The organism is Bradyrhizobium septentrionale, from assembly GCF_011516645.4.
In the GTDB taxonomy this organism is placed as follows: Bacteria; Pseudomonadota; Alphaproteobacteria; order Rhizobiales; family Xanthobacteraceae; genus Bradyrhizobium; species Bradyrhizobium septentrionale.
The window spans coordinates 8,948,293-8,969,526 of the sequence record NZ_CP088285.1 but is presented as its reverse complement, the minus strand read 5'-3'; the positions used below and the strand labels follow the sequence as shown (position 1 = coordinate 8,969,526).

Here is a 21,234-nt window from a genome sequence, read left to right as displayed (position 1 = left end):
CTCTCAACCGCGAAAGCCGCGCTATGCGCCGGCCGGTTGCGCGGCCCGATAGGCGTGCCAGGTGGCATGCCCGAGCAACGGATAGATGACGACCAGTCCGAGCATGCAGGTCGCAAGACTCATCAGGAACAGCGCGAGCACGATTACAGCCCAGATCAGGAGGACGCGCAGATTGTTCCAGACCAGCGCCATGCTGCTGCCCATCGCGGTAAAGGCATCGACATCCTCATTCAGCAGCATCGGGATGGAAAAGACGCTGATCGCGAATGAGAACGCGGCGAACAAACCTCCGACCGCAGTCCCGACCACTAGCATCGCCCACCCGGTCGGGGTGGAGAACAGCATGGGTACGATGCGGTCGAGGCCCGGGAACGGCAACAGACCGAAGAACAGCGCGTAGATGATGACGGCCGCGCGCATCCACACCATCGTCAACAGGCAGAGCAGCACGCCCGTGAACAGGATCTGACCGCCGGAGCGCGGCTTGACGAAGAACAGATTCTGCCACTCCAGGGGCTCGCCAGCCTCGATCCGGCGGCTCTTCTCGTACAGACCGACGGCCAGGATCGGGCCGACCACCATGAATCCTGCGAACGCCGGAAACAGAATGTAGTCGCGTTCAGACGCAATCAGGCCGCCGACGAGCACCACCGAGATCAGCAGAATGAGGATACCGTAGGCCAAGCTCATCCAGGGCCGTGTCATCAAATCCTGCCGGCCCCGCGCCAGCCATTCGAAGGGGTCGGCCGGCGTCAGCGAGCGCGCCCATCGATTGGGGGGGGCAAGGGGTGCTGCAACCGGAGGGATCATCGGCATGGCGTGTCTCCGCTCAGGAATGATCTGCGTTGGCCGGCGGCGACGGCGAACAGGACGATTGCGCGGCGCTGAACAGTCCGCGTGCCGTGCCTGCCTTGCCTTGCTTCAGATGCGCCACGCAGGCGGGTTGCGACTTGGTCGCGACATAGATGAGATGGGCATTGGCGCCGATAAACGCCGCGACCGCGACGGCGATCAAGAGCCAGAGACGAATCGTGGGTCTTGCGCGCGCTTGCTTGTCTGACATGACAATCTCGTTCATTTCGATGCTCTCCGCTTGTCGAGCAGATAGAGCGTGAGGATCTTGCGGTCGAGATCGGACAGGCGACCTTCCCAGGTCGGCATGCGACCCTGCCTGCCGCCCCAGATCGAGGTGTCGATGCTCTCCAGGTCGCCCCCATAGATCCAGAAGCTGTCGGTTAAGTTCGGCGCGCCCAGCTCGATATTGCCCTTAGCATCCTCGCCGTGACAGGAGACGCAATTGGCGGCGAAGATTTTCTTGCCGGCCTCGACATTCTTGGGATCGATGTCTTTCGCATCCGGGTGCGCGAGCGAATAGACGAAGGTGGCCGCCTTGAAGACGTCGGCCCGCGGCAGCATCTGGTCGCGCCCGAACGCCGGCATCTGGGACACATGCGTGTCGGGATGTGAGGTATTGATGCCGACGCGGATCGTGTTGAAGATTTGCTCCGGCGTGTCCCCCCAGAGCCAGGATGACGTGGTCAGGTTGGGAAATCCGGGGCCGCCTTTGGCATCCTGGCCATGACACGCCGCGCAATTATCGCCGAACAAGGTGCGGCCCGCGCCGCGCACGATCTCCATCAGTTTCGGGTCGGACTGGATCGCAGCAAAGCTCTCGGTCTCGATCTGCTTGCTCCAGACACTGCGATCGGCCGCCGCTTCCTTCAGCGATGCCGCAACGACCTTGCGTTGATCGATGCCGAGCAGGCCTTTGGTGTAGGTCACGCCCAGAGGCCAGGCCGGCATCAGGATCCAGTAGCCGATCGAGAACAGGACGGCCAGCGCCAGGAAGAAATAGACCACGCGCGGCACTGGCGTGTTCAATTCCTTGATGCCGTTCCATTCGTGGCCGGTGGTAAGATAGCCGGTGTAGCTATCGCGGTCGTGCTGCTCTACCGCCATGGCTTGTCCTCACCGTCAAGAATGGATCGGGCTGCACGATCGAATCTCGGCTTGTTGGCCGGCCAGAACGCATAGATCAGCGCCGCGACTGATAGCGCCATCAGGTAGAACAGGCCGAACGATTTGGAGATTCCGACAAGAAGGTCGTGCTCGACGCTCATTGGCTCGCTCCCGCCTCGGCCGTCGACTTGTGGGCTGCCCCGGTGAGACGACCGAGCACCTGCAAATAGGCGACCATCGCATCCATTTCCGTCAATCGGCTGGGGAGCCCGTCGAACGCGCGGACTGTGGTGGCCTTGCCGTAACGCCTGGTCACCCCATCGGCCTGCGGTGCGTCCGGGCTGGACTGGCCGTAGGCATCGACAGCCGCATTGGCGATCATGTCGTCGGTATAGGGCACGCCGACCGCGCGCTGGGCCTTGAGATGAAGGCTGAGGTCGTCGGTGCGCAATTCGGTGGACAGCAGCCAGTCATAGGCGGGCATCACCGAAACCGGCACCACGTCGCGGGGATTGATCATGTGAGCGACGTGCCACTGGTCGGAATACTTTTCGCCGACCCGCGCGAGGTCCGGTCCTGTGCGCTTGGAGCCCCACAGCATCGGGTGGTCGTATTTGGATTCGACCGCAAGCGAGTAGGGGCCGTAACGGTCGACTTCGTCCCGCAGCGTCCGGATCATCTGTGAATGGCAGGCATAGCAGCCCTCGCGGATGTAGATGTTGCGACCGGCGAGTTCGAGCGGCGTGTAGAGCCGCATGTCCGGCGCATCCTCGACGGTCTGGTGGATGGTGAACAGCGGCGCGATCTCGACCAGGCCGCCGATGCTCGATACCACAATGATCCCAAGGACGAGGCCGATCGCCTTGCGCTCCAGCCGGTAGTGAAATCCGAAGATCGACATCACGGTTACTCCGCCGGTTGCGCGGCAAGCTTCGGTTCGGGCTGCTTCGCAGCCAAGCCGGGACTCCTGATCGTCATCCAGATGTTGTATGCGCCGAGACAGGCGCCGATCAGGAAGAACAATCCGCCGACCGCCCGCGCGATGTAATACGGACGCATCGCGACCAGGGAATCGACGAAGGAATAGGCGAGCGTTCCGCTCTCATTGTAGGTCCGCCACATCAGCCCCTGGATGATGCCGGAATTCCACATCGCGAACACGTAGATCACGGTCCCCGCCAGCCCGAGCCAGAAATGAGCCTCGACCAGCTTAGCCGAGTACATGCCGTCGCGATTCCAGAGCCAGGGCACGGATGCGTAGATCGAACCGAAGGTGATGAATGCAACCCAGCCCAACGCGCCGGCATGAACGTGGCCGATCGTCCAGTCGGTATAGTGGGACAGCGAATTGACCGACCGGATCGCCATGAACGATCCCTCGAAGGTGGTCAGGCCATAAAACACCGCCGCGACCATCATGAAGCGCAAGGTCGCGTCGTCGCGGACCTTGTGCCAGGCGCCGTTGAGCGTCAGCAGCGCGTTGCCGGCGGAGGCCCAGGACGGGACCAGGAGCATCAGCGAGAAGGTCATGCCAAGCGTTTGCACCCACTGCGGCAGCGCCGTGTAGTGCAGGTGATGCGATCCCGCCCACATGTAGAAAAAGGTGATGCCCCAGAACGAGATGATCGACAGGCGGTAGGAGAAGATCGGCCGACCCGACCGCACCGGCAGGAAGTAGTACATCATGCCGAGGAAGCCAGCGGTCAAGAAGAATGCCACGGCGTTGTGACCGTACCACCACTGGGTCATGGCGTCCTGGACGCCTGAAAACGCCGAATAGCTCTTGGCGTGACCGAGGGACACGGGGACGGCGAGGTTGTTGACGATGTGCAGTATCGCAACGACCAGGATGAAGGCCATGTAGTACCAGTTCGAAACGTAGATGTGCGGCTCCTTGCGTCGCGCCAGCGTGCGCAAATAGATCAGGAAATAGACGACCCAGACGACGACCAGCCAGATGTCGGCGTACCACTCCGGTTCCGCATATTCCTTCGATTGGGTAATGCCCATCATGTAGCCGGTGACGGCAAGCAGGCAGAACAGATTGTAGCCAAGCAGCACGAACCAGGGGCTCAGCTGATCGGGCAGTCGCGCGCGCGACGTCCGTTGCAGCACGTAGAGCGAGGTCGCGATCAGGCCGTTGCCACCGAACCCGAAGATCACCGATGTGGTGTGGACCGGCCGGATCCGGCCAAAGCTCGACCAGCCGCCGCCAAAGGTCAGATCCGGCTTGACCAATTGCCAAGCCACCCAGTCGCCGACCGCAAGGCCGAAGACGGCCCACGCCATTGCCAGAATGATGCCGGCCTTGCTGGGGTCATCGTAATATTGGCTAAAGCGTTCATCCGACGGCTCCGGGGCGTAATAGTCCCGGCCAACGACGAGGATCGCCAGCAATCCGGCGATGAAGATCAGCGCTCCATGAAGGCCGATCGGATCGTCTGCGCCCGCCAGGCCGAGCAGCAGTCCGCAACCTGCGACCACAAGGCCGATTTGAATCGCGCGCTGCCGTTCATTCCGAGTAAGCTGGGCAATCATGGGACGCCTGCGAGAGTTGAGGACGGAATCGCATCTGGCTTGATCCCTCTGATCGTAAACTTCTGGCGATCAAAACCGGCGGAGATTGGGACCTGACTTTAGGGCAAGCTTGCTGCCATTCGCCAACATGAAAAAGCCGTTGGCGTTGATCCAGATCAAAGAGGGAGATGTCGGCGAGGTCAGAGAACCCATAAGGCTGCACAAAGGATCGGCGTTGAACTACCACGGACGCTGCTCGCCCGAGCCGACGAAGTGATCGAATGGCTTGGGATGCGATCTGCAGCGCGGCCGGTGTTCCGCGCGCCGCCGTGCAGCCGGCTGCCGTCAAGTCGGACTTCAAGGCCTCCAATGTCATCATGACGTCGGAGATGCTGACCAAGGTGAATCAAGTCTCGGTCGGGCGGGGCGCGACGTTGGCTCAGCGCTGCGCGATCTGCCACGGACCGCAGGGCGTCAGCGACGCCCATTCACCGAACCTCGCCGGGCAGTTTGCCGCGGTGACGTACAAGGAGCTCGCCGACCTCAAGACCGGCGCGCGAGTAGCGTGGTGATGAGCCCGTTCGCGACAGCCATGAGCGATCAGGACATGAAGGACGTTGCGGCCTATTACGCCTATCTGCCGCGGGTGCCTTCGAACAATCTGGAGACCGGGCGCGCCGCGCCGGCGATCGTGGTGACGGGCGCCCCGATGCGTAACATCCCGGCCTGCGGCTCCTGCCACGGCGATATCGACAACAAGGCGGGGGAGCCCTTGGCTCGGCGGCCAGTCGGCGGTCTACATCAAGTCGCAGCTCGACGCCTTCGCGTCGGGCACCCGGCGCAACGACATCATCCAGCAGATGCGCAACATCGCCCGCCAGATGACGGCCGAGGAGATCGACCAGGTCGCGCACTACTACGAGGTCCAGCCCTGAGCGGGATGTTAACGTGCCGTTAACCATAATTACGGCAGGTTGACATGACATGGGTGCCGATTGCCGGCGCCCGCAAGGCACCGGATCGATGGCGGTCGACCTCTACAATGCCACGGCTGCGGCAGGTGTCGATTCCTCGCGCCTGAAAGTTGCAAGCTCGATCAAGCAGGCGGCCGCGACTACCGGCACGAGCTTCGAATATCTGCTCACGACCGCGAAGATGGAATCCAACTTCAATCCGCGGGCCGGCGCCACCACCTCGTCGGCGCATGGGCTTTATCAATTCATCGACCAGACCTGGCTCGGCACCGTCAAGGAGGCCGGAAGCCAGCTCGGCTATGGCCAGTATGCCGACGCCATCACCAAGAATTCCGACGGCAGCTATTCGGTCGGCGATCCCACCGCTCGCAATGCGATCATGAAGCTGCGCGACGATCCCGATGCGACGTCGTCGATGGCGGCTGTGCTGACGCAATCCAACAGCTTCAAGCTCACCGGCAAGCTCGGCCGTCGCCCGACCGACGCCGAACTCTACATGGCCCACTTCATGGGCGTGGGCGGCGCCGGCAAGCTGATCTCGAGTGCAGAGGATAGTCCGAGCGCCAGCGCAGCTGCGATGTTTCCAAAGGCGGCGGCGGCGAACCAGTCGATCTTCTACGACAAGTCGGGCAGCGCGCGCAGCGTCTCGCAGGTTTATTCGGTATTGACCACGCGCTATGCCGCGGCCGCGAATGCGGCGGATACGCGCACCGCGTTTGCCGCGGCGGGCGGCGACACCATGAGCCCTTACGCGATCGCAAGCGCGGCGCCGACACCAGCGCTGACCATGGACACCGCGTCCTATCTCTCGACCTTCCCGGACGCCCGTTCGACCACGGCGGTCAACGCGACCTCGACCGTCGCATCCGCGCAGCCGGCGCCAGCGTTCCGCTCGCTCTACCAGGGCGGCGACCGCTCACAGCCGATCTCGCCGGCGGTGCAGGAGCTGTGGGGCAGTTCCTCCGCGCTGACCAGCTCGGCGACGCCAAAGGTCCGCGCGCCCGGGCGGCTTGATCTGTTCAGCGATCCCAACGGCACCTATAGCAGCGGCTAGCGCCGCCTTGCTGCGCGCGAAGCCTGCGCGCCGTTGCCGTCTTAACGAAACGTCAATAATCCCAAACGTTTATGGTGAACCCTTTGTTAAGCGTCATGGTTTATTTTTCCTTGTAGTTGGCGTCGTAAGTCGACGCCGTTTCGTTGCGTAAGCCGGAAGGACCATGATCGTTCGGCAGTTCATTAGTTGGATTAGGACCGCTCCGGCAGGCGAGCGGGCAGAGGCGACGCGGGCGTTGGCCCGGGCCTGGCTCATTTCGGATCTCGCCGAGGAGGATCGCATCGCAGCCGAAGGCGCGCTGCTGATGCTGCTCGACGACCCGTCGCCGCTGGTGCGCCAGGCGATGGCCGAGGTGTTTGCCCACAGCGCGGGGGCGCCGGCAGCGATCGTGCAGGCGCTGTCGGCCGACCAGCCGGCGATCGCGCTGCCGGTGCTGGAACATTCACCGCTTCTGATCGATGCCGACCTGGTCGACCTCGTCGCGACCGGCTCCGACGAGATGCAGTGCGCGATTGCGCGCCGCATCAACCTGCCGGCCTCCGTCGCCGCCGCGATCGCCGAGGTCGGCTCGGCGGCAGCCGCGCTGGAGCTGATCGAGAACCCGTATGCGGGCCTCGCGCCGTTCTCTTGGGACCGCATCGTCGAGCGCCACGGCCATCTCGCGGCCATCCGGGAATCGATGCTGCAGCTCGAAGACCTGCCGTCCGCGACGCGGCTGGCGCTGGTCGCAAAGCTCTCCGACACGCTGGCGCAATTCGTGGTCGCGCGAAACTGGCTCGGCGCCGACCGGGCCGACCGCATCGCCGGTGAGGCGCGCGAGCGCTCGACGGTGAATATCGCCGCGCGCGCTTTCGGCGACGACATGCATGGCCTGATCACGCATCTGCGCGCCACCGGGCAACTGACCGCAGGCCTGATCCTGCGCGCGCTGCTGTCGGGCAATCTCGATCTGTTCGCGGCTGCGCTTGCCGAACTGTCCGGACTGCCCTATGGCCGCGTCTCCGCGCTGTTGAACGACCGCGGCGGCAACGGCCTGCAGGCGCTGCTGCGGCGCGCGGGGCTGCCGGAATCCACCTATGTCGCGTTCCGCGTCGCGCTCGAGGCCAGCCACGAGGTCGGCTATGTCGACAGCGGCGACGGCGCAGCGCGCCTGCATCGCCGTATGGTCGAGCGCGTGCTGACCCATTGCGAGACCGACCATTCGGCGGCCGAGCCGCTCTTGATCCTGCTGCGCCGCTTTGCGACGGAATCGGCGCGCGAGGATGCGCGGATGTTCTGCGAGGAGCTCGCCGCGGAAGACGGGATCGCGGTGCTGCCTTGCGACGATCTCGTCGCGGCCTAGGCAGCTTTTCTTCTATGCATGGATAGCTGAGGGCTGCCGCGGCCGCCGGCCGCGCGGCTATTCGCTCGGTGCGATGCTCGGCGCGAGGATCGCCTCGAGATGCTCGGGCCTGTCGCGGTTGGCGTGGGTCAGGAATTCATCGGTGATGCCGCGGAGCTGCTTGCTCAGCACGCCGGCGACAACAGCGGTGTCGAGCTTGGTGCGCTCGCGCACGATCGCCTGCACCGCGTTGATGTGGTGGGAAATCAGCTGCGGCGGCACTGCGCTAAGGTCGGGCGCGTGCTCGATGATGCGGCACAGGCTCTCGGCGGCTACGGCCGCCGACGGATAACCGAATGTTGCGGCATCGCCCTTGATGTCGTGGGCGGCCCGGAAAAGCTCTTCGCGGGTCTTCTTGTTGAAGCCCTCGCGCTGCACCGCGGCGTGCGCGGCGGAGAGGCGGTCGGCCTCAATCGTCATCCATTCCTTGAACTCGCCCGACAGCCCGGCGAGCGCCTTTTCGGCGCGTCCGACCGGATCGTCGAGATCGCTCTCGGGGACGCGCAGCAGCATGTTGCGCAGCGGGTTCGGCTGCGTGATGACATGGTGCGTGCCGAAACTCTTGACCTCGATCGTCCCGGGTTTGTCTTTCGCCATGATGGTGTCCTAGATGGTCGAGCGCGCCTTTTCGAGCAGCGACGGCTGTTGCAACACTTCCACTTCGCCGCTGCCGCGGCGCTCGGGGCCGATATAGGTGTTGGTGGTGTTGCGGCGGCGGTCGGGGCCGAAATAGGTCTTGGTCTTGATGAACGGGCGCGGGTTGGCGACCACGTTCATGATGCGCTGGTAGAGGCCCTTGGCCGAGATCGGCTTGGCCAGGAATTCGGTGACGCCGGCATCGCGCGCCACCGTGACACGGCGCTTCTCGGAATGCCCGGTCAGCATGATGATCGGCGCGTAGGGATTGCCCTTGGATTCCGGCTGCCGGATCATCTGCGCGAGCTCGAGCCCGTCGAAGATCGGCATCGACCAGTCGGTGATGACGATGTCGGGCACGTAATGGGTGTACATCTCGAGCGCGGTGGCGCCGTCCTCGGCCTCATAGACCTCGCGCGCGCCGAACGAATGCAACAGCGTCCGCAGGATGCGGCGCATGTGCGGATTGTCATCGCAAATCAAAAATCGCAGCTTGTTGAAATCGATGCGATACATGGTCCGGTCCCGAAAGGGCATACCGGGCCAACGCGGTATTACCCGACGTTAACCATATCCTGCCCGGGGTTAATGATTGGTTGCCGGGCAGGGGAGCAAGGGGCAAGCCGCCGTTCTCAGTAGCCGAACTGCTCGCGCAGGATGCGCTCTTCCAGCGAGTGGCCGGGGTCGAACAGCATCCGCATCGCGATCGTCTTGTCGGACAAGACCTCGACCCGGCGGACGTCGCGGACCTCGTCATGGTCGGCGACCGCGGCGACCGGGCGCTTCTCGCCCTCGATCACCTCGATCACGACGAAGGCGGAATTCGGCAACAGCGCGCCGCGCCAGCGCCGCGGCCGGAACGCGCTAATCGGGGTCAGCGCCAACAGCGCCGCGTTGATCGGCAGGATCGGACCCTGGGCGGAGAGGTTGTAGGCGGTCGATCCGGCCGGCGTCGCCACCAAAATGCCGTCGGCCATCAGCTCGGGCATCCTCTCATGCTCGTCGATCAGGATGCGCAGCTTGGCGACCTGGTAGGTCTGCCGGAACAGCGCGACCTCGTTGATGGCGTGATGCAGATGCACGGCGCCGTGGATGTCGGTCGCGCGCATCAACAGCGGATTGATCAGCGACTCCCGCGAGGCCGCAAGCCGCGTGCGCAGATCATGCGTCGAGTATTCGTTCATCAGGAAGCCGACGGTGCCGCGGTGCATGCCGTAGATCGGCTTGCCGCTGCGCATGTTGGCGTGCAGCGTCTGCAGCATCAATCCGTCGCCGCCGAGCGCAACCACGACGTCGGCGTCAGTGGGTGGATGGTTGCCGTACATCGCGGCAAGCTCACCGAGCGCCGACTGCGCTTCCGCACTCGCGCTGGCGACGAAGGCGATCTTGTCATACCGCTTGGGGCTGGCCATCGCTCACGAACTCGTTTGGCACGGAATACGCCGCGCTCGTCTATACATCCCCGGCGGCCTTGTCGAGATGGTCCGAAAACGGACCGCGTGGCTTACCGGTGCCGCCAAACTAGCGCAGTTTGCCGCTGGATTGCGTAAACATGGGCCCAGGGAGTGAACGACATGGCTAACAGTTTTGCGACACGGTGTGCTGCGGCGCTGTTGGTGGCCTGTCTTGCGACCGCGGCGCGGGGCGATGACGAGACCCCGCAGCCTTCGCCGTCGCCGAGCGCGCAGGCTCCCAGCGGCCAGAAGGGACGAGGAGGACGCGGCGAGGCCGGCTCCGGCGCCAACGCCGCGGCCAGCACGCCCGCCGCCGAGCAGCATCGCCTGCCGCCGGACTCCACCACAAAGCAATCCGTCGCGCTGCCCGGCCGCACGCTCGCCTTCAGCGCGACCGCGGGCTCGATCCGCGTGTTCGACGACAAGGGCGAGCCGCTCGCCGACATCGCCTACACCTCCTACCAGCTCGACGGCGGCGAGAAGGCGAACCGTCCGGTGACCTTCCTGTTCAATGGCGGTCCGGGCTCGGCGTCGGCCTGGCTGCAATTCGGCAATGTCGGGCCGTGGCGGCTGCCGTTCGATGGCGACGGCGCGGTGTCCTCGGCCTCGCCCGAGCTGCAGTCGAATGTCGACACCTGGCTCGATTTCACCGATCTCGTCTTCATCGATCCGGTCGGCACCGGCTACAGCCGCTTCGTCACCACGTCCGAGGATGCGCGCAAGCGCTTCTTCACGGTCGATGGCGACGCCAATTCGGTCGCGCTGGTGATCCGCCGCTGGCTGGAGAAATACGACCGGCTGACCTCGCCGAAATATGTCGTCGGCGAAAGCTATGGCGGCATTCGCGGGCCCAAGGTGGTGCGCAACCTGCAAATGCAGCAGGGCGTCGGCCCGCGCGGCCTGATCCTGATCTCGCCGGTGCTCGATTTCCGCGAATATACCGGCTCCAGCCTCCTGCAATATGTCGCGAGCCTGCCGACCATGACGGCGGTCGCGCGGCAGGCCAAGGGGCCGGTGACGCGCGAGGATCTTGCCGATGTCGAGCGCTATGCGCAGAGCGATTTCCTGCTCGACCTCGTCAAGGGCCAGGCCGATGCCGAGGCGACCACGCGGCTCGCCGACAGGGTCGCGAGCCTGACCGGCATTGATCAGGCGGTGAGCCGCAGGCTGGCCGGCCGTTTCGACATCGGCGAATTCCGCCGCGAGTTCGATCGCAAGAACGGCAAGGTGACCGGCCGCTACGACGCCTCGGTCGAGGGCTTCGATCCCTATCCGGATTCCAGCTACTTCCATTTCAACGATCCGTCCGGCGATCCCTTGATGGCGCCCTTGACCAGCGCCGCCGTCGACCTCACCACGCGCAAGCTGAACTGGCGGCCGGACGGCTCCTATCATCTGCTCAGCGAGAGCGTGAACAAGGCCTGGGAGTTCGGTCACGGCATCAGCCCGGCGGAGTCGGTGACGCAGCTGCGCCAGATGCTGGCGCTCGACCCGAAGCTGAAGCTCCTGATCGGCCACGGCCTGTTCGATCTCGCCACGCCATACTTCGCCTCGAAGATCATCCTCGACCAGCTGCCGGCTTTTGCCGGCCCGAGCCGCACCAGGCTCGTGGTCTATCCCGGCGGCCACATGTTCTACTCCCGCGACGGCTCCCGCCAGGCGTTCCGCAAGGAGGCCGAGGCGCTGATGAGGTGAGGTGAAGGAGGCGTGGATTGCGCCGCCCGCCGCAAATGTTGTCGTCGTCCCGGCGAAGGCCGGGACCCATAACCACAGGATTAGGTTAGTGAGGAAAGCTGTGGCCCCGGCGTCGTGCAACAATCACCTTCGGTGGTTATGGGTCCCGGCCTGCGCCGGGACGACACGGAGTTTGTTGCGCGGCCAGTGAATCATAAATCCGCGCTCTCGCGACATGATTTGCCCGAGGCTTGCATCTCGTTTCGCCCTCTCTTGCAGAGGGCGCAGGGAAAGCCGGGTGCCGATCGCACCCATGGGCCCCGTGCAAAAGGTAGAAAGCACGGGGGTAGGACCACAGGTGTAACCGGAAACAACCCGGCTTTCCCTGCGCGATGGGTTACGGCTTATTTCGCGCTCTCCCCGGCGAGACTTGGCTTTTTTGTCACCGCCTTCGCAAGACGCAATTGCGTCTTCCAAGGGGACACCGGCCACTAGGGCGTCAGGACCACACGACTTCACCGTCCGCCTCACGTGCTTCGTCAGTCGCACGCTGGGCGTCCACCGCATCTCACCGCAACACCCGTGACGATCGCGAAGCGCCCCTCGATCAGGTGAGACGAGCGGACCATACACCAAGTTTCGCTTCCGAAAAATCGAAATATTTTTGTGGAGCGGGCTTGCGCCGTCGGGCAACTCAGTGATTGAATTTCGCGGGGCGCACTCGGCATGCCGTACCCGGTCACCCATACGTCTCCACGATGAAGTCGATCAGCGCCCGCAGCTTCGGGGTCATTTTGCGGTTCTTCGGCCACAGGATCTGGCGCGCGCGGCTTTGCGTCGTGTAGTTCGGCAGCAGCGCTTGCAGCCGCCCCGCGGCGATATCGTCGGCAAGCAGCTCGTCGCGCATCAGCACGATGCCTGCGCCGGCGAGCGCCGCATAGCGGATGCCGAATGCGCTGTTGATGGTCAGGCGGCTCTCGACATCGACATGCACCTCGCCCTCCGGCCCGAAGAAGGTCCATCGCTGCCCGTCCGACCAGCCGGGGTAACGCAGGCACTCATGGCTGGCGAGATCCGCCGGATGGGTCGGCGTGCCGTGTTCGGCGAGATAGCCCGGCGCGGCGCAAACCACGCCGGTATAGGGCGACAGCGAGCGCGACATCATGGTGGAGTCGGTCAGCGTGCCGACCCGGATCGCCGCATCCAGCCCTTCCTCGAGCAGATCGACCATCTTGTCGCTGAGGACGAGGTCGACCGACACTTCCGGGTACGCCTTCATGAAGCGGACGAGCGTGGGCGCCAGGCTGTACGATCCGAAGGCGACCGAGGTCGCGATGCGGAGTTTGCCGCGCGGCGCGCTCAAGGCCTCCTCGACCAGCGCGTCGCCGGCCTCGGCCTGTTCCAGCAAGTGCTTGCAGTGATCGAGATAGCTGCGGCCAAGCTCGGTAAGGCCCTGCCGCCGCGTCGACCGGTTGATCAATTGCGAGCAGAGCCGATCCTCGAGAAACCGGATATGCTTGCCGATCATGGTCGGCGACATCCGCAACTCCTTGGCGGCCGCGGTGAAGGAGCCGAGATCGGCGACGCGGGCGAACACGGACATGCTGGTCAATCGGTCCATGATTATAAACCAATGGTTATTTCATTGCGGATCAAAGCGCCGCTTATAGGGCGCAGCATTTGTATTTATTACCACGAGTGAGCAATCAGCGCGAATGGGCGTACGATCGCTTTGGAAATGTGGCCGGCTGCGCCCGGACGGGCGCAGTCCGCGCGGGTCTCGAACCAGGACAGGAGTGTCACGATGCCTTTCCAGCTCACGATCAATGGTCTCAGTCATTCGGTCGAAGCCGACGGCGATACGCCGCTGCTGTGGGTGCTGCGCGACGTGCTCGGCATGACCGGCACCAAGTTCGGCTGCGGCATGGCGCTGTGCGGCGCCTGCACGGTGCATCTCGATGACGCCGCGGTGCGGTCCTGCATCACGACGATCGACAGCGTCGGGAACTCCAAGATCACGACCATCGAGGCGGTCGGCACCACGCCCGCCGGCAAGAAGATCCAGGACGCCTGGCTTGCACACGAGGTGCCGCAATGCGGCTACTGCCAGTCGGGGCAGATCATGTCGGCCTCCGCGCTGCTTGCGGCCAAACCGCAGCCGACCGATGCGGATATCGACGACGCGATGTCGGGCAACATCTGCCGCTGCGGCACCTATGTCCGCATTCGCGAAGCCATCAAGCAAGCCGCGCAGTCGGGAGGTTGATCATGACGCTGATGGACAATGTGTCTGAGCGCTCCGCCGATTTGTCGCGGCGCAACTTCCTCCGCGCGAGCGCGATCGCAGGCGGTGGCCTGCTGCTCAGCGTGAGCCTGCCGTTCGCGGGCCGCGAGAGCGAAGCCGCGGCCGCCGATGGCTTCGCGCCGAATGCCTTCATCCGGATCGGCGGCGACGGCAAGGTCGTGCTGACCATGCCCTATGTCGAGATGGGGCAGGGCACCTACACCTCGATCCCGATGCTGATCGCCGAGGAGCTCGAGATCGGGCTGAAGCAGGTGCAACTCGAGCACGCGCCGCCGAGCGATAAGCTCTATGCCAACCCGCTGCTCGGCGTGCAGGCCACCGGCAATTCGAATGCGATGCGCGGCGGCTGGCAGCCGATGCGGAAAGCCGGCGCCACCGCGAAGGCGATGCTGGTCGCAGCCGCGGCGAAGCGCTGGAACGTCGAGCCCGCTTCGTGTCGCGCCGAGAACGGCGAGGTGCATCATGCAGCCTCGGGACGCAAGCTGGGTTACGGCGAGCTGGCGACTGACGCGGCGCAGATGCCGGTGCCGGAGAATGTGACGCTGAAGAGCCCGGCCGAGTTCAAGCTGATCGGCACGCCGGCCAGGCGGCTCGATACCCCCTCCAAGATCAACGGCTCGGCGGTCTACGGCATCGACGCACGGCCGCCGGGCGTGAAGATCGCGACGCTGGCGCAGTCGCCGGTGTTCGGCGGGCGGGTGAAGCGCGTGGATGACGCGGCGGCAAAAGCCGTCAAGGGCGTGCGCCAGATCGTGAAGCTCGATGACGCAGTCGCCGTGGTGGCCGATCATATGGGAGCGGCGAAGAAAGGTCTCGCGGCGCTCGTGATCGAGTGGGACGAGGGGCCCCACGCCAAGCTCGCCACGTCAGATATCGCGCGCGAGCTCGAAGCCGCCACCACCAAGCCGGGCACGGTCGCGCAAAACATCGGCGACGCCGACAAGGCGATGGCGGGCGCTGCGACGAAAGTCGAGGCGACTTATCAGCTGCCGTTCCTCGCCCATGCGACGATGGAACCGATGAACTGCACCGTGCACGTGCGCCCCGACAGCTGCGAGATCTGGGTCGGCAGCCAGGCGCTCTCGCGTGCCCAGGCGGTGGCCGCGAAGATATTGGACCTGCCGCCGGAGAAAGTGGTGGTGCACAATCATCTGCTCGGCGGCGGCTTTGGCCGCAGGCTGGAGGTCGATGGTGTCATTCGCGCCGTGCAAATCGCAAAGCAGGTCGATGCACCGGTCAAGCTGGTGTGGACCCGCGAGGAGGACATCCAGCACGACATGTATCGTCCCTACTGGTGCGACCGGATTGCGGTCGGACTCGATGCATCCGGCAAGCCGGTCGCCTGGAACAACCGCTTCGCCGGCTCGTCGGTGCTGGCGCGATGGGCGCCGCCGGCGTTCCGCAACGGTCTCGACCCCGACACGACGGAGGGCGCGATCGATCTCGTCTACGACATCCCGAACTTCCACGTCGAATATGTCCGGGTCGAGCCGCCCGGCATTCCGACCGCGTTCTGGCGCAGCGTCGGTCCCTCGCACAATGTGTTCGTCACCGAAAGCGTGATCGACGAGATGGCGGCGGCCGCCAAGCAGGATCCGGTCGACTATCGCAAGGCGTTGCTCGGCAAGTCGCCGCGCGCCAAGGCCGCACTCGAACTCGCCGCGGCCAAGGCCGGCTGGGGCGGGAAGCTACCTGCCGGGCGCGGACGCGGCGTGTCGCTGCAGTTCGTGTTCGGCAGCTACCTTGCGCAGGTTGCCGAGGTTGAGGTTGCCAAGGACGGTTCGGTTCGCGTCCACCGCGTCGTCTGCGCGATGGATTGCGGCACCGTGGTCAATCCCGACACGGTGCAGGCGCAGCTTCAAAGCGGCATCAATTTCGGCGTCACTGCCGCGCTCTATGGCGAGATCACGCTGAAGGACGGGCGCATCGAGCAGACCAACTTTGACAGCTACCAGATGTTGCGCATCGATCAGGCCCCGGCCATCGAGGTCCACATCGTGCCGAGTTCGGAGCCGCCCGGCGGCATGGGTGAGACCGGGACATCGGGCATCGTGCCTGCAATCAGCAATGCGATCTTCGCGGCGACCGGCAAGCGGCTGCGAAAGATGCCGGTCGATCCGGCATTGTTGAAGCAAACGTAAGCTACCGGCCGTCATGTCCGGGCATAGGCGAGCGGAAGCGACGCCGTTCTTCGGACGGCTATGCCCGAGCATAGGCAAGCGGAAGCGACGCCGTCCTTCGGACGGCTATGCCCGGGCATAGGCAAGCGGAAGCGACGCCGTCCTTCGGACGGCTATGCCCGGGCATGACGGAATGCCGGCGCGATCGTGAAGCCGGGCGGATTTGCGCCCCGCATTGATCCGACAAGCGGGAATGCATGTGAGGCGGTTCGCCAATCTCTGGCTCGCGCCGGTATCACTAACGCTCACGGCTCCACGGGAAGAGAGAGGCCGGGAAATCGGCCGCGTAGCGGTGACCGATCGGCGGGCGGGGCTCTTCTTGCGGGGGATTCGGGTCAGGCTCGACCACCTTCCTGTAAAGATGCCAGGTCGCATGACCAAGCACCGGCAGAACGACGCAGAGACCGACGAAGAATGGCAGTGAGCCCACGGCCAGCAGTACCGCAACGATCAATCCCCACGCAGCCATCTCAACTGGATTCATCTTCACGGCCCGTATCGAGGTGCGGATCGCATCGATCGCCGTTGCATGGCGGTCGAGCATCAGTGGAAATGAGACGACGCTGACGCACAGGGCAATCAGGGCAAAAAGGAAGCCGACGCCGCATCCGATGATGATGAGCGACCAGCCTTCGGGCGTCGTCAACACGCGCTGTGCGAAATCAGGGATGCTCGCAGCCGGAGCATAGCCGAAAGTCGCAACGTAGATCGCGTTCGCGGCGGCGATCCAGACCCCGAACAGAACGAACAGGAGAATGCCAAGTTCGAGCATGGCGCCGAACGACGGCGCGCGCAGCACCTGCATTGCGTCCCAGGCTCCCGGCTCCTCTCCCCGCTCGCGGCGGCGGCTCAGTTCGTAGAGGCCGAGTCCGGCGAAAGGACCGATCAGGGCGAAGCCGGCGGCGAGCGGAAACAGCAGCGGCAGCACCGAATAGCCGATCACAAGTCTGAACAGGAAAAGTCCGAGGACGGGATACATCACGCACAGGACGATTGCGTGGGTCGGGATGGCCTTGAAGTCTTCCCAGCCGAGGCGCAGCGCGTCGCCCAAATCGGAAAGGCTGATCTTGCGAACGACAAAGGCGGTAGAGACGCCAAACAATTGCAGTTTGGGCCGTGCGAATACTGTGGTCATGGTTCCGGCCTCCTTGCTGGTGGTCGCAGGGGAACGGAGCGCCCTCAAAACACGCACATCCGCCTCATGCGCGAAAATCGCGACCGAGTCCGGCAAATCAGATTCAACCAGAAGGAGCTTGCCGGACGACATCTGTCGCAACCGGTCCAATCAAACTAGTCCGATACGCGGCAGAAGCAAGATGGCGAACGCGTCGGGAGAATTGTGCAAGCGCACAAGGCAGGTTTTGCGATGCACCATCCGATGGTGGGGGCCGATCGGCGCTCTCCGGCATGCGATGCATTCGCGCCAACGCGCGCCGGACAGAGGCGGGACATACTCCTCTATTGACGCCGGGCCCGACGAGTACCATCTTGAATGCACTGAACGCCCCCAAGCTCCGATGAGATTGCGGTCGTGACGTTGACCCTTTGTCATGATGTCCCAGCGTCGCGATCGGCAGAATGGGCGAGGCAAAAGGCACGGTGATGGTGTACGTGACACCATACCTTGACACCATACCTTTGACGTGAGCTCCGCCCTTTCGTTCGTCTCCGCAGCCTTCAATGGCAAGGAGGAATGAGGGATGGCTGTCGCGCTCGTACTGCTCCTGGTTGCAGTCGCCTCGGTGCTGTTTCACATCTACAGCCCGTGGTGGTGGACGCCGATCGCCTCAAACTGGCGCTACATCGACGACACGATCAATCTGACATTCTGGATCACCGGAGCGGTTTTCTGCGCGGTCATCGTGTTCATGGCTTACTGCGTGTTCCGCTTCCACCACAAGGAGGGACGGCGGGCCGCCTACAATCCCGAAAACAAGAAGCTCGAATGGTGGCTCAGCATCGTGACGGCAGTCGGCGTCGCAGCCATGTTGGCGCCGGGCCTGGTCGTCTGGCACCAGTTCGTCACCGTTCCCGACGACGCGACCGACGTCGAGGTCGTCGGACAACAGTGGATGTGGAGTTATCGGCTTCCCGGAAAGGACGGCCGGCTCGGCACGTCAGATGCGCGCCTGATCAGTTCCGACAATCCACTCGGGTTGAATCCCAATGATCCGAACGGACAGGACGACGTCGTCGTTCAAAACGAGGATCTGCATCTGCCGATCGGGAAGCCGGTGAAGGTGCTGCTCCGCTCGATCGACGTTCTGCATGATTTCTACGTGCCCGAGTTCCGGGCGAAGATGGACATGATCCCGGGCTCGGTGACGTATTACTGGCTCACGCCCACGCGTACCGGAACATTCGACGTCCTCTGTGCGGAGCTGTGCGGCGCCGCGCACGCGCAAATGCGGAGCAAGGTCGTCGTGGAGGAAGAGAAGGAATATCACGCGTGGCTCGAGAAGCAGCGGACGTTCGCTGAGTTGTCAGGCCAGCGCGACGTCGCGAAGGCCGCGTACAGGACCGGTAGCGAATGAACATGCCGACGAGGATGCGCCGGATGTTGTGAAGCGAACTCGTCGCTGAGCAGAAGACCAAGGAGGGAATTCCGATGGTCGATATCCCGTTTGATCGGGTCGCAGGCATACCGCCCGCCGAAGTAAGTGAGGTCGAGCTCTATCACCCGAAGAGCTGGTGGACGCGGTACGTCTTTTCGCAGGACGCCAAGGTGATCGCCGTCCAGTACTCGATCACGGCAATGTCGATCGGAATGGTGGCGCTGGTGCTGTCGTGGATGATGCGGCTGCAACTGGGATTTCCCGGTACATTCTCCTTCATCGATGCCAATGAGTACCTTCAGTTCATCACCATGCACGGCATGATCATGGTGATCTACCTGCTCACCGCCTTGTTCCTTGGCGGCTTCGGCAACTACCTCATCCCGCTGATGGTCGGCGCGCGGGATATGGTTTTCCCCTACGTGAACATGCTGAGCTACTGGGTCTACCTGCTCGCCGTGCTGGTGCTGGCCGCGACGTTCTTCGTGCCGGGCGGGCCGACCGGCGCCGGCTGGACGCTCTATCCGCCGCAGGCGATTCTCTCCGGCACCCCCGGGCAGGACTGGGGCATCGTTCTCATGCTGGCCTCGCTGATCCTGTTCATCATCGGCTTCACGATGGGCGGACTTAATTACGTCGTGACGGTGCTGCAGGCCCGCACACGCGGCATGACGTTGATGCGCATGCCCCTGACGGTGTGGGGCATCTTCACGGCCACCGTGATGGCGCTGTTGGCCTTCCCGGCGCTGTTCGTCGCCTCGGTGATGCTGTTGCTGGACCGCCTGCTGGGAACCAGCTTCTTCATGCCGACGCTGGTCGAGATGGGCCAGCTGACGAAGTATGGCGGTGGCAGCCCGATCCTGTTCCAGCATCTGTTCTGGTTCTTCGGCCACCCCGAAGTCTACATCGTCGCCTTGCCGGCCTTCGGCATCATTTCCGATCTGATCAGCGTCCACGCGCGAAAAAACATCTTCGGCTATCGCATGATGGTTTGGGCGATCGTGGCCATCGGTGCGCTCAGCTTCGTCGTGTGGGCGCACCACATGTATGTGAGCGGCATGAACCCGTATTTCGGATTCTTCTTCGCCACCACGACGCTCATCATCGCGGTCCCCACCGCCATCAAGGTCTACAACTGGGTGCTGACCCTGTGGCGCGGCGACATCCATCTCACGACGCCGATGCTGTTCGCCCTCGCGTTCATCATCACATTCGTCAATGGCGGTCTCACAGGGCTGTTTCTCGGCAACGTGGTCGTGGACGTTCCGCTGTCCGACACGATGTTCGTTGTCGCGCACTTCCACATGGTGATGGGGATCGCGCCGATCATGGCCGTGTTTGGCGGAATCTATCACTGGTATCCCAAAATCACCGGACGCATGCTCAACGAGGCGCTTGGGCGCTTCCACTTCTGGGTGACGTTCATCGGGGCCTATGCCGTGTTCTTCCCGATGCACTATCTCGGCCTGCTCGGGATGCCCCGCCGCTATCACGACATCGGCGAGACCTCGTTCGTCCCGGCATCCGCCCATGACCTCAATGCGTTCATGAGCGTGGCGGCGCTGATCGTCGGCTTCGCCCAGCTTGTCTTCCTGTTCAACATGATCTGGAGCCTGTTCAAAGGAAAAGAGGCTGGCGGCAATCCCTGGGGAGCCGCCTCGCTGGAGTGGCAGACACCGGAAACCCCGCCGGGACACGGCAATTGGGGAAAGGAACTCCCGATCGTCTATCGCTGGGCCTACGATTACAGCGTGCCCGGCGCTGCCAAGGACTTCGTGCCGCAGAATGAACCGCCGGCCGGATTGGTGGCGCAGGGAGCCCACCCGTGAGTGCCATCATCCTGTTCATTGCTACAATTGCAGCGATCGCGGGATGGTGGCTCTCGCAGCAGCGGCTGGCGGCCAAACCCTGGCTGGAGCAAGGAGTGGACGTCGACCTTCGCGGTGAGAGCGGTTCGTCGGTGCCGACGGCGAAGATCGGACTGGGCGTGTTTCTCGCGGTCGTCGGCTCGTTGTTCGCGCTCCTGATCAGCGCCTACTCGATGCGCAACGGCATGGTGGACTGGCGGGAGCTGCCCCTGCCGAGGCTGTTGTGGTTCAATACCGGCATCCTGGTCATGAGCAGCGTGGCGCTGCAATGGGCGCTGATCGCCGCGCGACGCGACGACATTGACGGCTTGATCGTCGGCCTGCTGATCGGTGGAACATCCGCCGTGACGTTCCTGGCCGGGCAGCTATGGGTGTGGCAGCAGCTGAACGTCGCCGGGTATTTCGTCGCGTCCAATCCAGCCAATTCCTTCTTCTACCTGATCACCGCGTTGCACGGACTGCATCTGACGGGCGGACTGGTTGCGCTCGGCAGGACGACCGCAAAGGTGTGGCGCGGCGCGCCGATGATGCAGGTGCGCCTGAGCGTGGAGCTCTGCGCGATCTATTGGCATTTCCTGTTGTTGGTCTGGCTGGTCTTGCTCGGTCTGCTGACGGGCTGGACCGACAATATCGTCGACATCTGTCGCCAGTTGCTCAGCTAGCGAGGGCAGGAAGCG

Annotated in this window: 19 protein-coding genes and 1 pseudogene; 9 read left to right on the top strand and 11 right to left on the bottom strand. The window is 63.8% G+C overall.

Annotated elements, in window-relative coordinates:
* Positions 1 to 21 precede the first annotated feature (21 nt).
* From HAP48_RS45145 to ccoN, 6 genes are read right to left on the bottom strand one after another with little or no spacing between them, the layout of a single operon-like run.
* On the bottom strand, positions 22 to 816 hold the full coding sequence (locus HAP48_RS45145) for a DUF2189 domain-containing protein (RefSeq protein ID WP_166206485.1): 795 nt from the start codon (positions 814 to 816) through the stop codon (positions 22 to 24).
* A gap of 13 nt (positions 817 to 829) precedes the next feature.
* Positions 830 to 1,063, bottom strand: a complete 234-nt coding sequence (locus HAP48_RS45140; RefSeq protein ID WP_166206482.1) for a hypothetical protein — start codon at positions 1,061 to 1,063, stop codon at positions 830 to 832.
* A gap of 11 nt (positions 1,064 to 1,074) precedes the next feature.
* Positions 1,075 to 1,959 carry a cytochrome-c oxidase, cbb3-type subunit III gene (ccoP, locus tag HAP48_RS45135; protein ID WP_166206479.1) on the bottom strand — a complete coding sequence of 295 codons (885 nt, stop codon included), beginning with the start codon at positions 1,957 to 1,959 and terminating at the stop codon, positions 1,075 to 1,077.
* On the bottom strand, positions 1,950 to 2,120 hold the full coding sequence (locus HAP48_RS45130; RefSeq protein ID WP_166206476.1) for a cbb3-type cytochrome c oxidase subunit 3: 171 nt from the start codon (positions 2,118 to 2,120) through the stop codon (positions 1,950 to 1,952). The genes ccoP and HAP48_RS45130 overlap by 10 nt, the downstream gene beginning before the upstream one ends.
* Entirely contained in the window at positions 2,117 to 2,860 is a 744-nt protein-coding gene (gene ccoO, locus HAP48_RS45125) for a cytochrome-c oxidase, cbb3-type subunit II (protein WP_175612275.1), read from the bottom strand. Before ccoO ends, HAP48_RS45130 begins: the two co-directional genes overlap by 4 nt.
* 5 nt (positions 2,861 to 2,865) lie before the next feature.
* A complete protein-coding gene (gene ccoN, locus HAP48_RS45120; RefSeq protein ID WP_166206473.1) occupies positions 2,866 to 4,497 on the bottom strand; it encodes a cytochrome-c oxidase, cbb3-type subunit I in 1,632 nt (543 codons plus the stop codon).
* 266 nt (positions 4,498 to 4,763) lie between these two features.
* Between ccoN and HAP48_RS45115 the strand changes: the two are divergent.
* The 3 genes and pseudogenes from HAP48_RS45115 to HAP48_RS45105 form a co-directional block, all read left to right on the top strand.
* Positions 4,764 to 5,411: pseudogene (locus HAP48_RS45115) on the top strand (c-type cytochrome); the annotation flags it as partial.
* An 88-nt stretch (positions 5,412 to 5,499) separates the two neighbouring features.
* The gene (locus HAP48_RS45110; protein ID WP_166215753.1) at positions 5,500 to 6,504 is read left to right on the top strand and encodes a transglycosylase SLT domain-containing protein; all 1,005 of its coding nucleotides are present in this window, start codon (positions 5,500 to 5,502) and stop codon (positions 6,502 to 6,504) included.
* 163 nt (positions 6,505 to 6,667) lie between these two features.
* On the top strand, positions 6,668 to 7,846 hold the full coding sequence (locus tag HAP48_RS45105; RefSeq protein WP_166206470.1) for a DUF2336 domain-containing protein: 1,179 nt from the start codon (positions 6,668 to 6,670) through the stop codon (positions 7,844 to 7,846).
* A gap of 57 nt (positions 7,847 to 7,903) precedes the next feature.
* Here HAP48_RS45105 and HAP48_RS45100 read toward each other — a convergent pair whose 3' ends face one another.
* The 3 genes from HAP48_RS45100 to HAP48_RS45090 form a co-directional block, all read right to left on the bottom strand.
* Positions 7,904 to 8,482, bottom strand: a complete 579-nt coding sequence (locus HAP48_RS45100; protein ID WP_166206467.1) for an Hpt domain-containing protein — start codon at positions 8,480 to 8,482, stop codon at positions 7,904 to 7,906.
* Between the two features lie 9 nt (positions 8,483 to 8,491).
* Complete coding sequence (locus tag HAP48_RS45095; RefSeq protein WP_024582417.1) at positions 8,492 to 9,037, bottom strand: response regulator; 546 nt, start codon at positions 9,035 to 9,037, stop codon at positions 8,492 to 8,494.
* 116 nt (positions 9,038 to 9,153) lie between these two features.
* Positions 9,154 to 9,933 carry an NAD kinase gene (locus HAP48_RS45090; protein WP_166206464.1) on the bottom strand — a complete coding sequence of 260 codons (780 nt, stop codon included), beginning with the start codon at positions 9,931 to 9,933 and terminating at the stop codon, positions 9,154 to 9,156.
* A gap of 162 nt (positions 9,934 to 10,095) precedes the next feature.
* On the opposite strand from HAP48_RS45090, the gene HAP48_RS45085 reads away from it, so the two are divergent.
* Entirely contained in the window at positions 10,096 to 11,670 is a 1,575-nt protein-coding gene (locus tag HAP48_RS45085) for a S10 family peptidase (RefSeq protein ID WP_166206461.1), read from the top strand.
* A 718-nt stretch (positions 11,671 to 12,388) separates the two neighbouring features.
* Here the strand turns inward: HAP48_RS45085 and HAP48_RS45080 are convergent.
* Positions 12,389 to 13,270, bottom strand: a complete 882-nt coding sequence (locus HAP48_RS45080; protein WP_166206458.1) for a LysR substrate-binding domain-containing protein — start codon at positions 13,268 to 13,270, stop codon at positions 12,389 to 12,391.
* 183 nt (positions 13,271 to 13,453) lie between these two features.
* On the opposite strand from HAP48_RS45080, the gene HAP48_RS45075 reads away from it, so the two are divergent.
* Positions 13,454 to 13,915 (top strand): (2Fe-2S)-binding protein, encoded by a 462-nt coding sequence (locus HAP48_RS45075; RefSeq protein ID WP_166206455.1) that lies wholly within the window; start codon positions 13,454 to 13,456, stop codon positions 13,913 to 13,915.
* Between the two features lie 2 nt (positions 13,916 to 13,917).
* Positions 13,918 to 16,095, top strand: coding sequence for a xanthine dehydrogenase family protein molybdopterin-binding subunit (locus tag HAP48_RS45070; RefSeq protein ID WP_166206452.1), 2,178 nt, complete (start codon positions 13,918 to 13,920; stop codon positions 16,093 to 16,095).
* 277 nt (positions 16,096 to 16,372) lie between these two features.
* Here HAP48_RS45070 and HAP48_RS45065 read toward each other — a convergent pair whose 3' ends face one another.
* Entirely contained in the window at positions 16,373 to 17,269 is an 897-nt protein-coding gene (locus tag HAP48_RS45065) for a DUF2189 domain-containing protein (RefSeq protein ID WP_166215751.1), read from the bottom strand.
* A 565-nt stretch (positions 17,270 to 17,834) separates the two neighbouring features.
* Between HAP48_RS45065 and coxB the strand changes: the two genes are divergently transcribed.
* The 3 genes from coxB to HAP48_RS45050 all read left to right on the top strand — a co-directional run bounded on the left by coxB (position 17,835) and on the right by HAP48_RS45050 (position 21,219).
* Positions 17,835 to 18,668 carry a cytochrome c oxidase subunit II gene (gene coxB, locus HAP48_RS45060; protein ID WP_166206449.1) on the top strand — a complete coding sequence of 278 codons (834 nt, stop codon included), beginning with the start codon at positions 17,835 to 17,837 and terminating at the stop codon, positions 18,666 to 18,668.
* A gap of 74 nt (positions 18,669 to 18,742) precedes the next feature.
* On the top strand, positions 18,743 to 20,518 hold the full coding sequence (gene ctaD, locus HAP48_RS45055; RefSeq protein ID WP_166206446.1) for a cytochrome c oxidase subunit I: 1,776 nt from the start codon (positions 18,743 to 18,745) through the stop codon (positions 20,516 to 20,518).
* Positions 20,515 to 21,219 (top strand): cytochrome c oxidase subunit 3, encoded by a 705-nt coding sequence (locus tag HAP48_RS45050; protein WP_166206443.1) that lies wholly within the window; start codon positions 20,515 to 20,517, stop codon positions 21,217 to 21,219. The genes ctaD and HAP48_RS45050 overlap by 4 nt, the downstream gene beginning before the upstream one ends.
* Positions 21,220 to 21,234: the final 15 nt, after the last annotated feature.

Bases quoted from the DNA above. Each gene is read 5' to 3' on its own strand.
- HAP48_RS45075 (WP_166206455.1), top strand. From the start codon at position 13,454: ATGCCTTTCCAGCTCACGATCAATGGTCTCAGTCATTCGGTCGAAGCC.
- HAP48_RS45140 (WP_166206482.1), bottom strand. From the start codon at position 1,063: ATGTCAGACAAGCAAGCGCGCGCAAGACCCACGATTCGTCTCTGGCTC.
- ctaD (WP_166206446.1), top strand. From the start codon at position 18,743: ATGGTCGATATCCCGTTTGATCGGGTCGCAGGCATACCGCCCGCCGAA.
- coxB (WP_166206449.1), top strand. From the start codon at position 17,835: ATGGCTGTCGCGCTCGTACTGCTCCTGGTTGCAGTCGCCTCGGTGCTG.
- HAP48_RS45130 (WP_166206476.1), bottom strand. From the start codon at position 2,120: ATGAGCGTCGAGCACGACCTTCTTGTCGGAATCTCCAAATCGTTCGGC.
- ccoO (WP_175612275.1), bottom strand. From the start codon at position 2,860: ATGTCGATCTTCGGATTTCACTACCGGCTGGAGCGCAAGGCGATCGGC.
- ccoP (WP_166206479.1), bottom strand. From the start codon at position 1,959: ATGGCGGTAGAGCAGCACGACCGCGATAGCTACACCGGCTATCTTACC.
- HAP48_RS45105 (WP_166206470.1), top strand. From the start codon at position 6,668: ATGATCGTTCGGCAGTTCATTAGTTGGATTAGGACCGCTCCGGCAGGC.
- HAP48_RS45085 (WP_166206461.1), top strand. From the start codon at position 10,096: ATGGCTAACAGTTTTGCGACACGGTGTGCTGCGGCGCTGTTGGTGGCC.
- HAP48_RS45070 (WP_166206452.1), top strand. From the start codon at position 13,918: ATGACGCTGATGGACAATGTGTCTGAGCGCTCCGCCGATTTGTCGCGG.
- HAP48_RS45080 (WP_166206458.1), bottom strand. From the start codon at position 13,270: ATGGACCGATTGACCAGCATGTCCGTGTTCGCCCGCGTCGCCGATCTC.
- HAP48_RS45065 (WP_166215751.1), bottom strand. From the start codon at position 17,269: ATGACCACAGTATTCGCACGGCCCAAACTGCAATTGTTTGGCGTCTCT.
- HAP48_RS45145 (WP_166206485.1), bottom strand. From the start codon at position 816: ATGCCGATGATCCCTCCGGTTGCAGCACCCCTTGCCCCCCCCAATCGA.
- HAP48_RS45090 (WP_166206464.1), bottom strand. From the start codon at position 9,933: ATGGCCAGCCCCAAGCGGTATGACAAGATCGCCTTCGTCGCCAGCGCG.
- HAP48_RS45110 (WP_166215753.1), top strand. From the start codon at position 5,500: ATGGCGGTCGACCTCTACAATGCCACGGCTGCGGCAGGTGTCGATTCC.
- HAP48_RS45095 (WP_024582417.1), bottom strand. From the start codon at position 9,037: ATGTATCGCATCGATTTCAACAAGCTGCGATTTTTGATTTGCGATGAC.
- ccoN (WP_166206473.1), bottom strand. From the start codon at position 4,497: ATGATTGCCCAGCTTACTCGGAATGAACGGCAGCGCGCGATTCAAATC.
- HAP48_RS45100 (WP_166206467.1), bottom strand. From the start codon at position 8,482: ATGGCGAAAGACAAACCCGGGACGATCGAGGTCAAGAGTTTCGGCACG.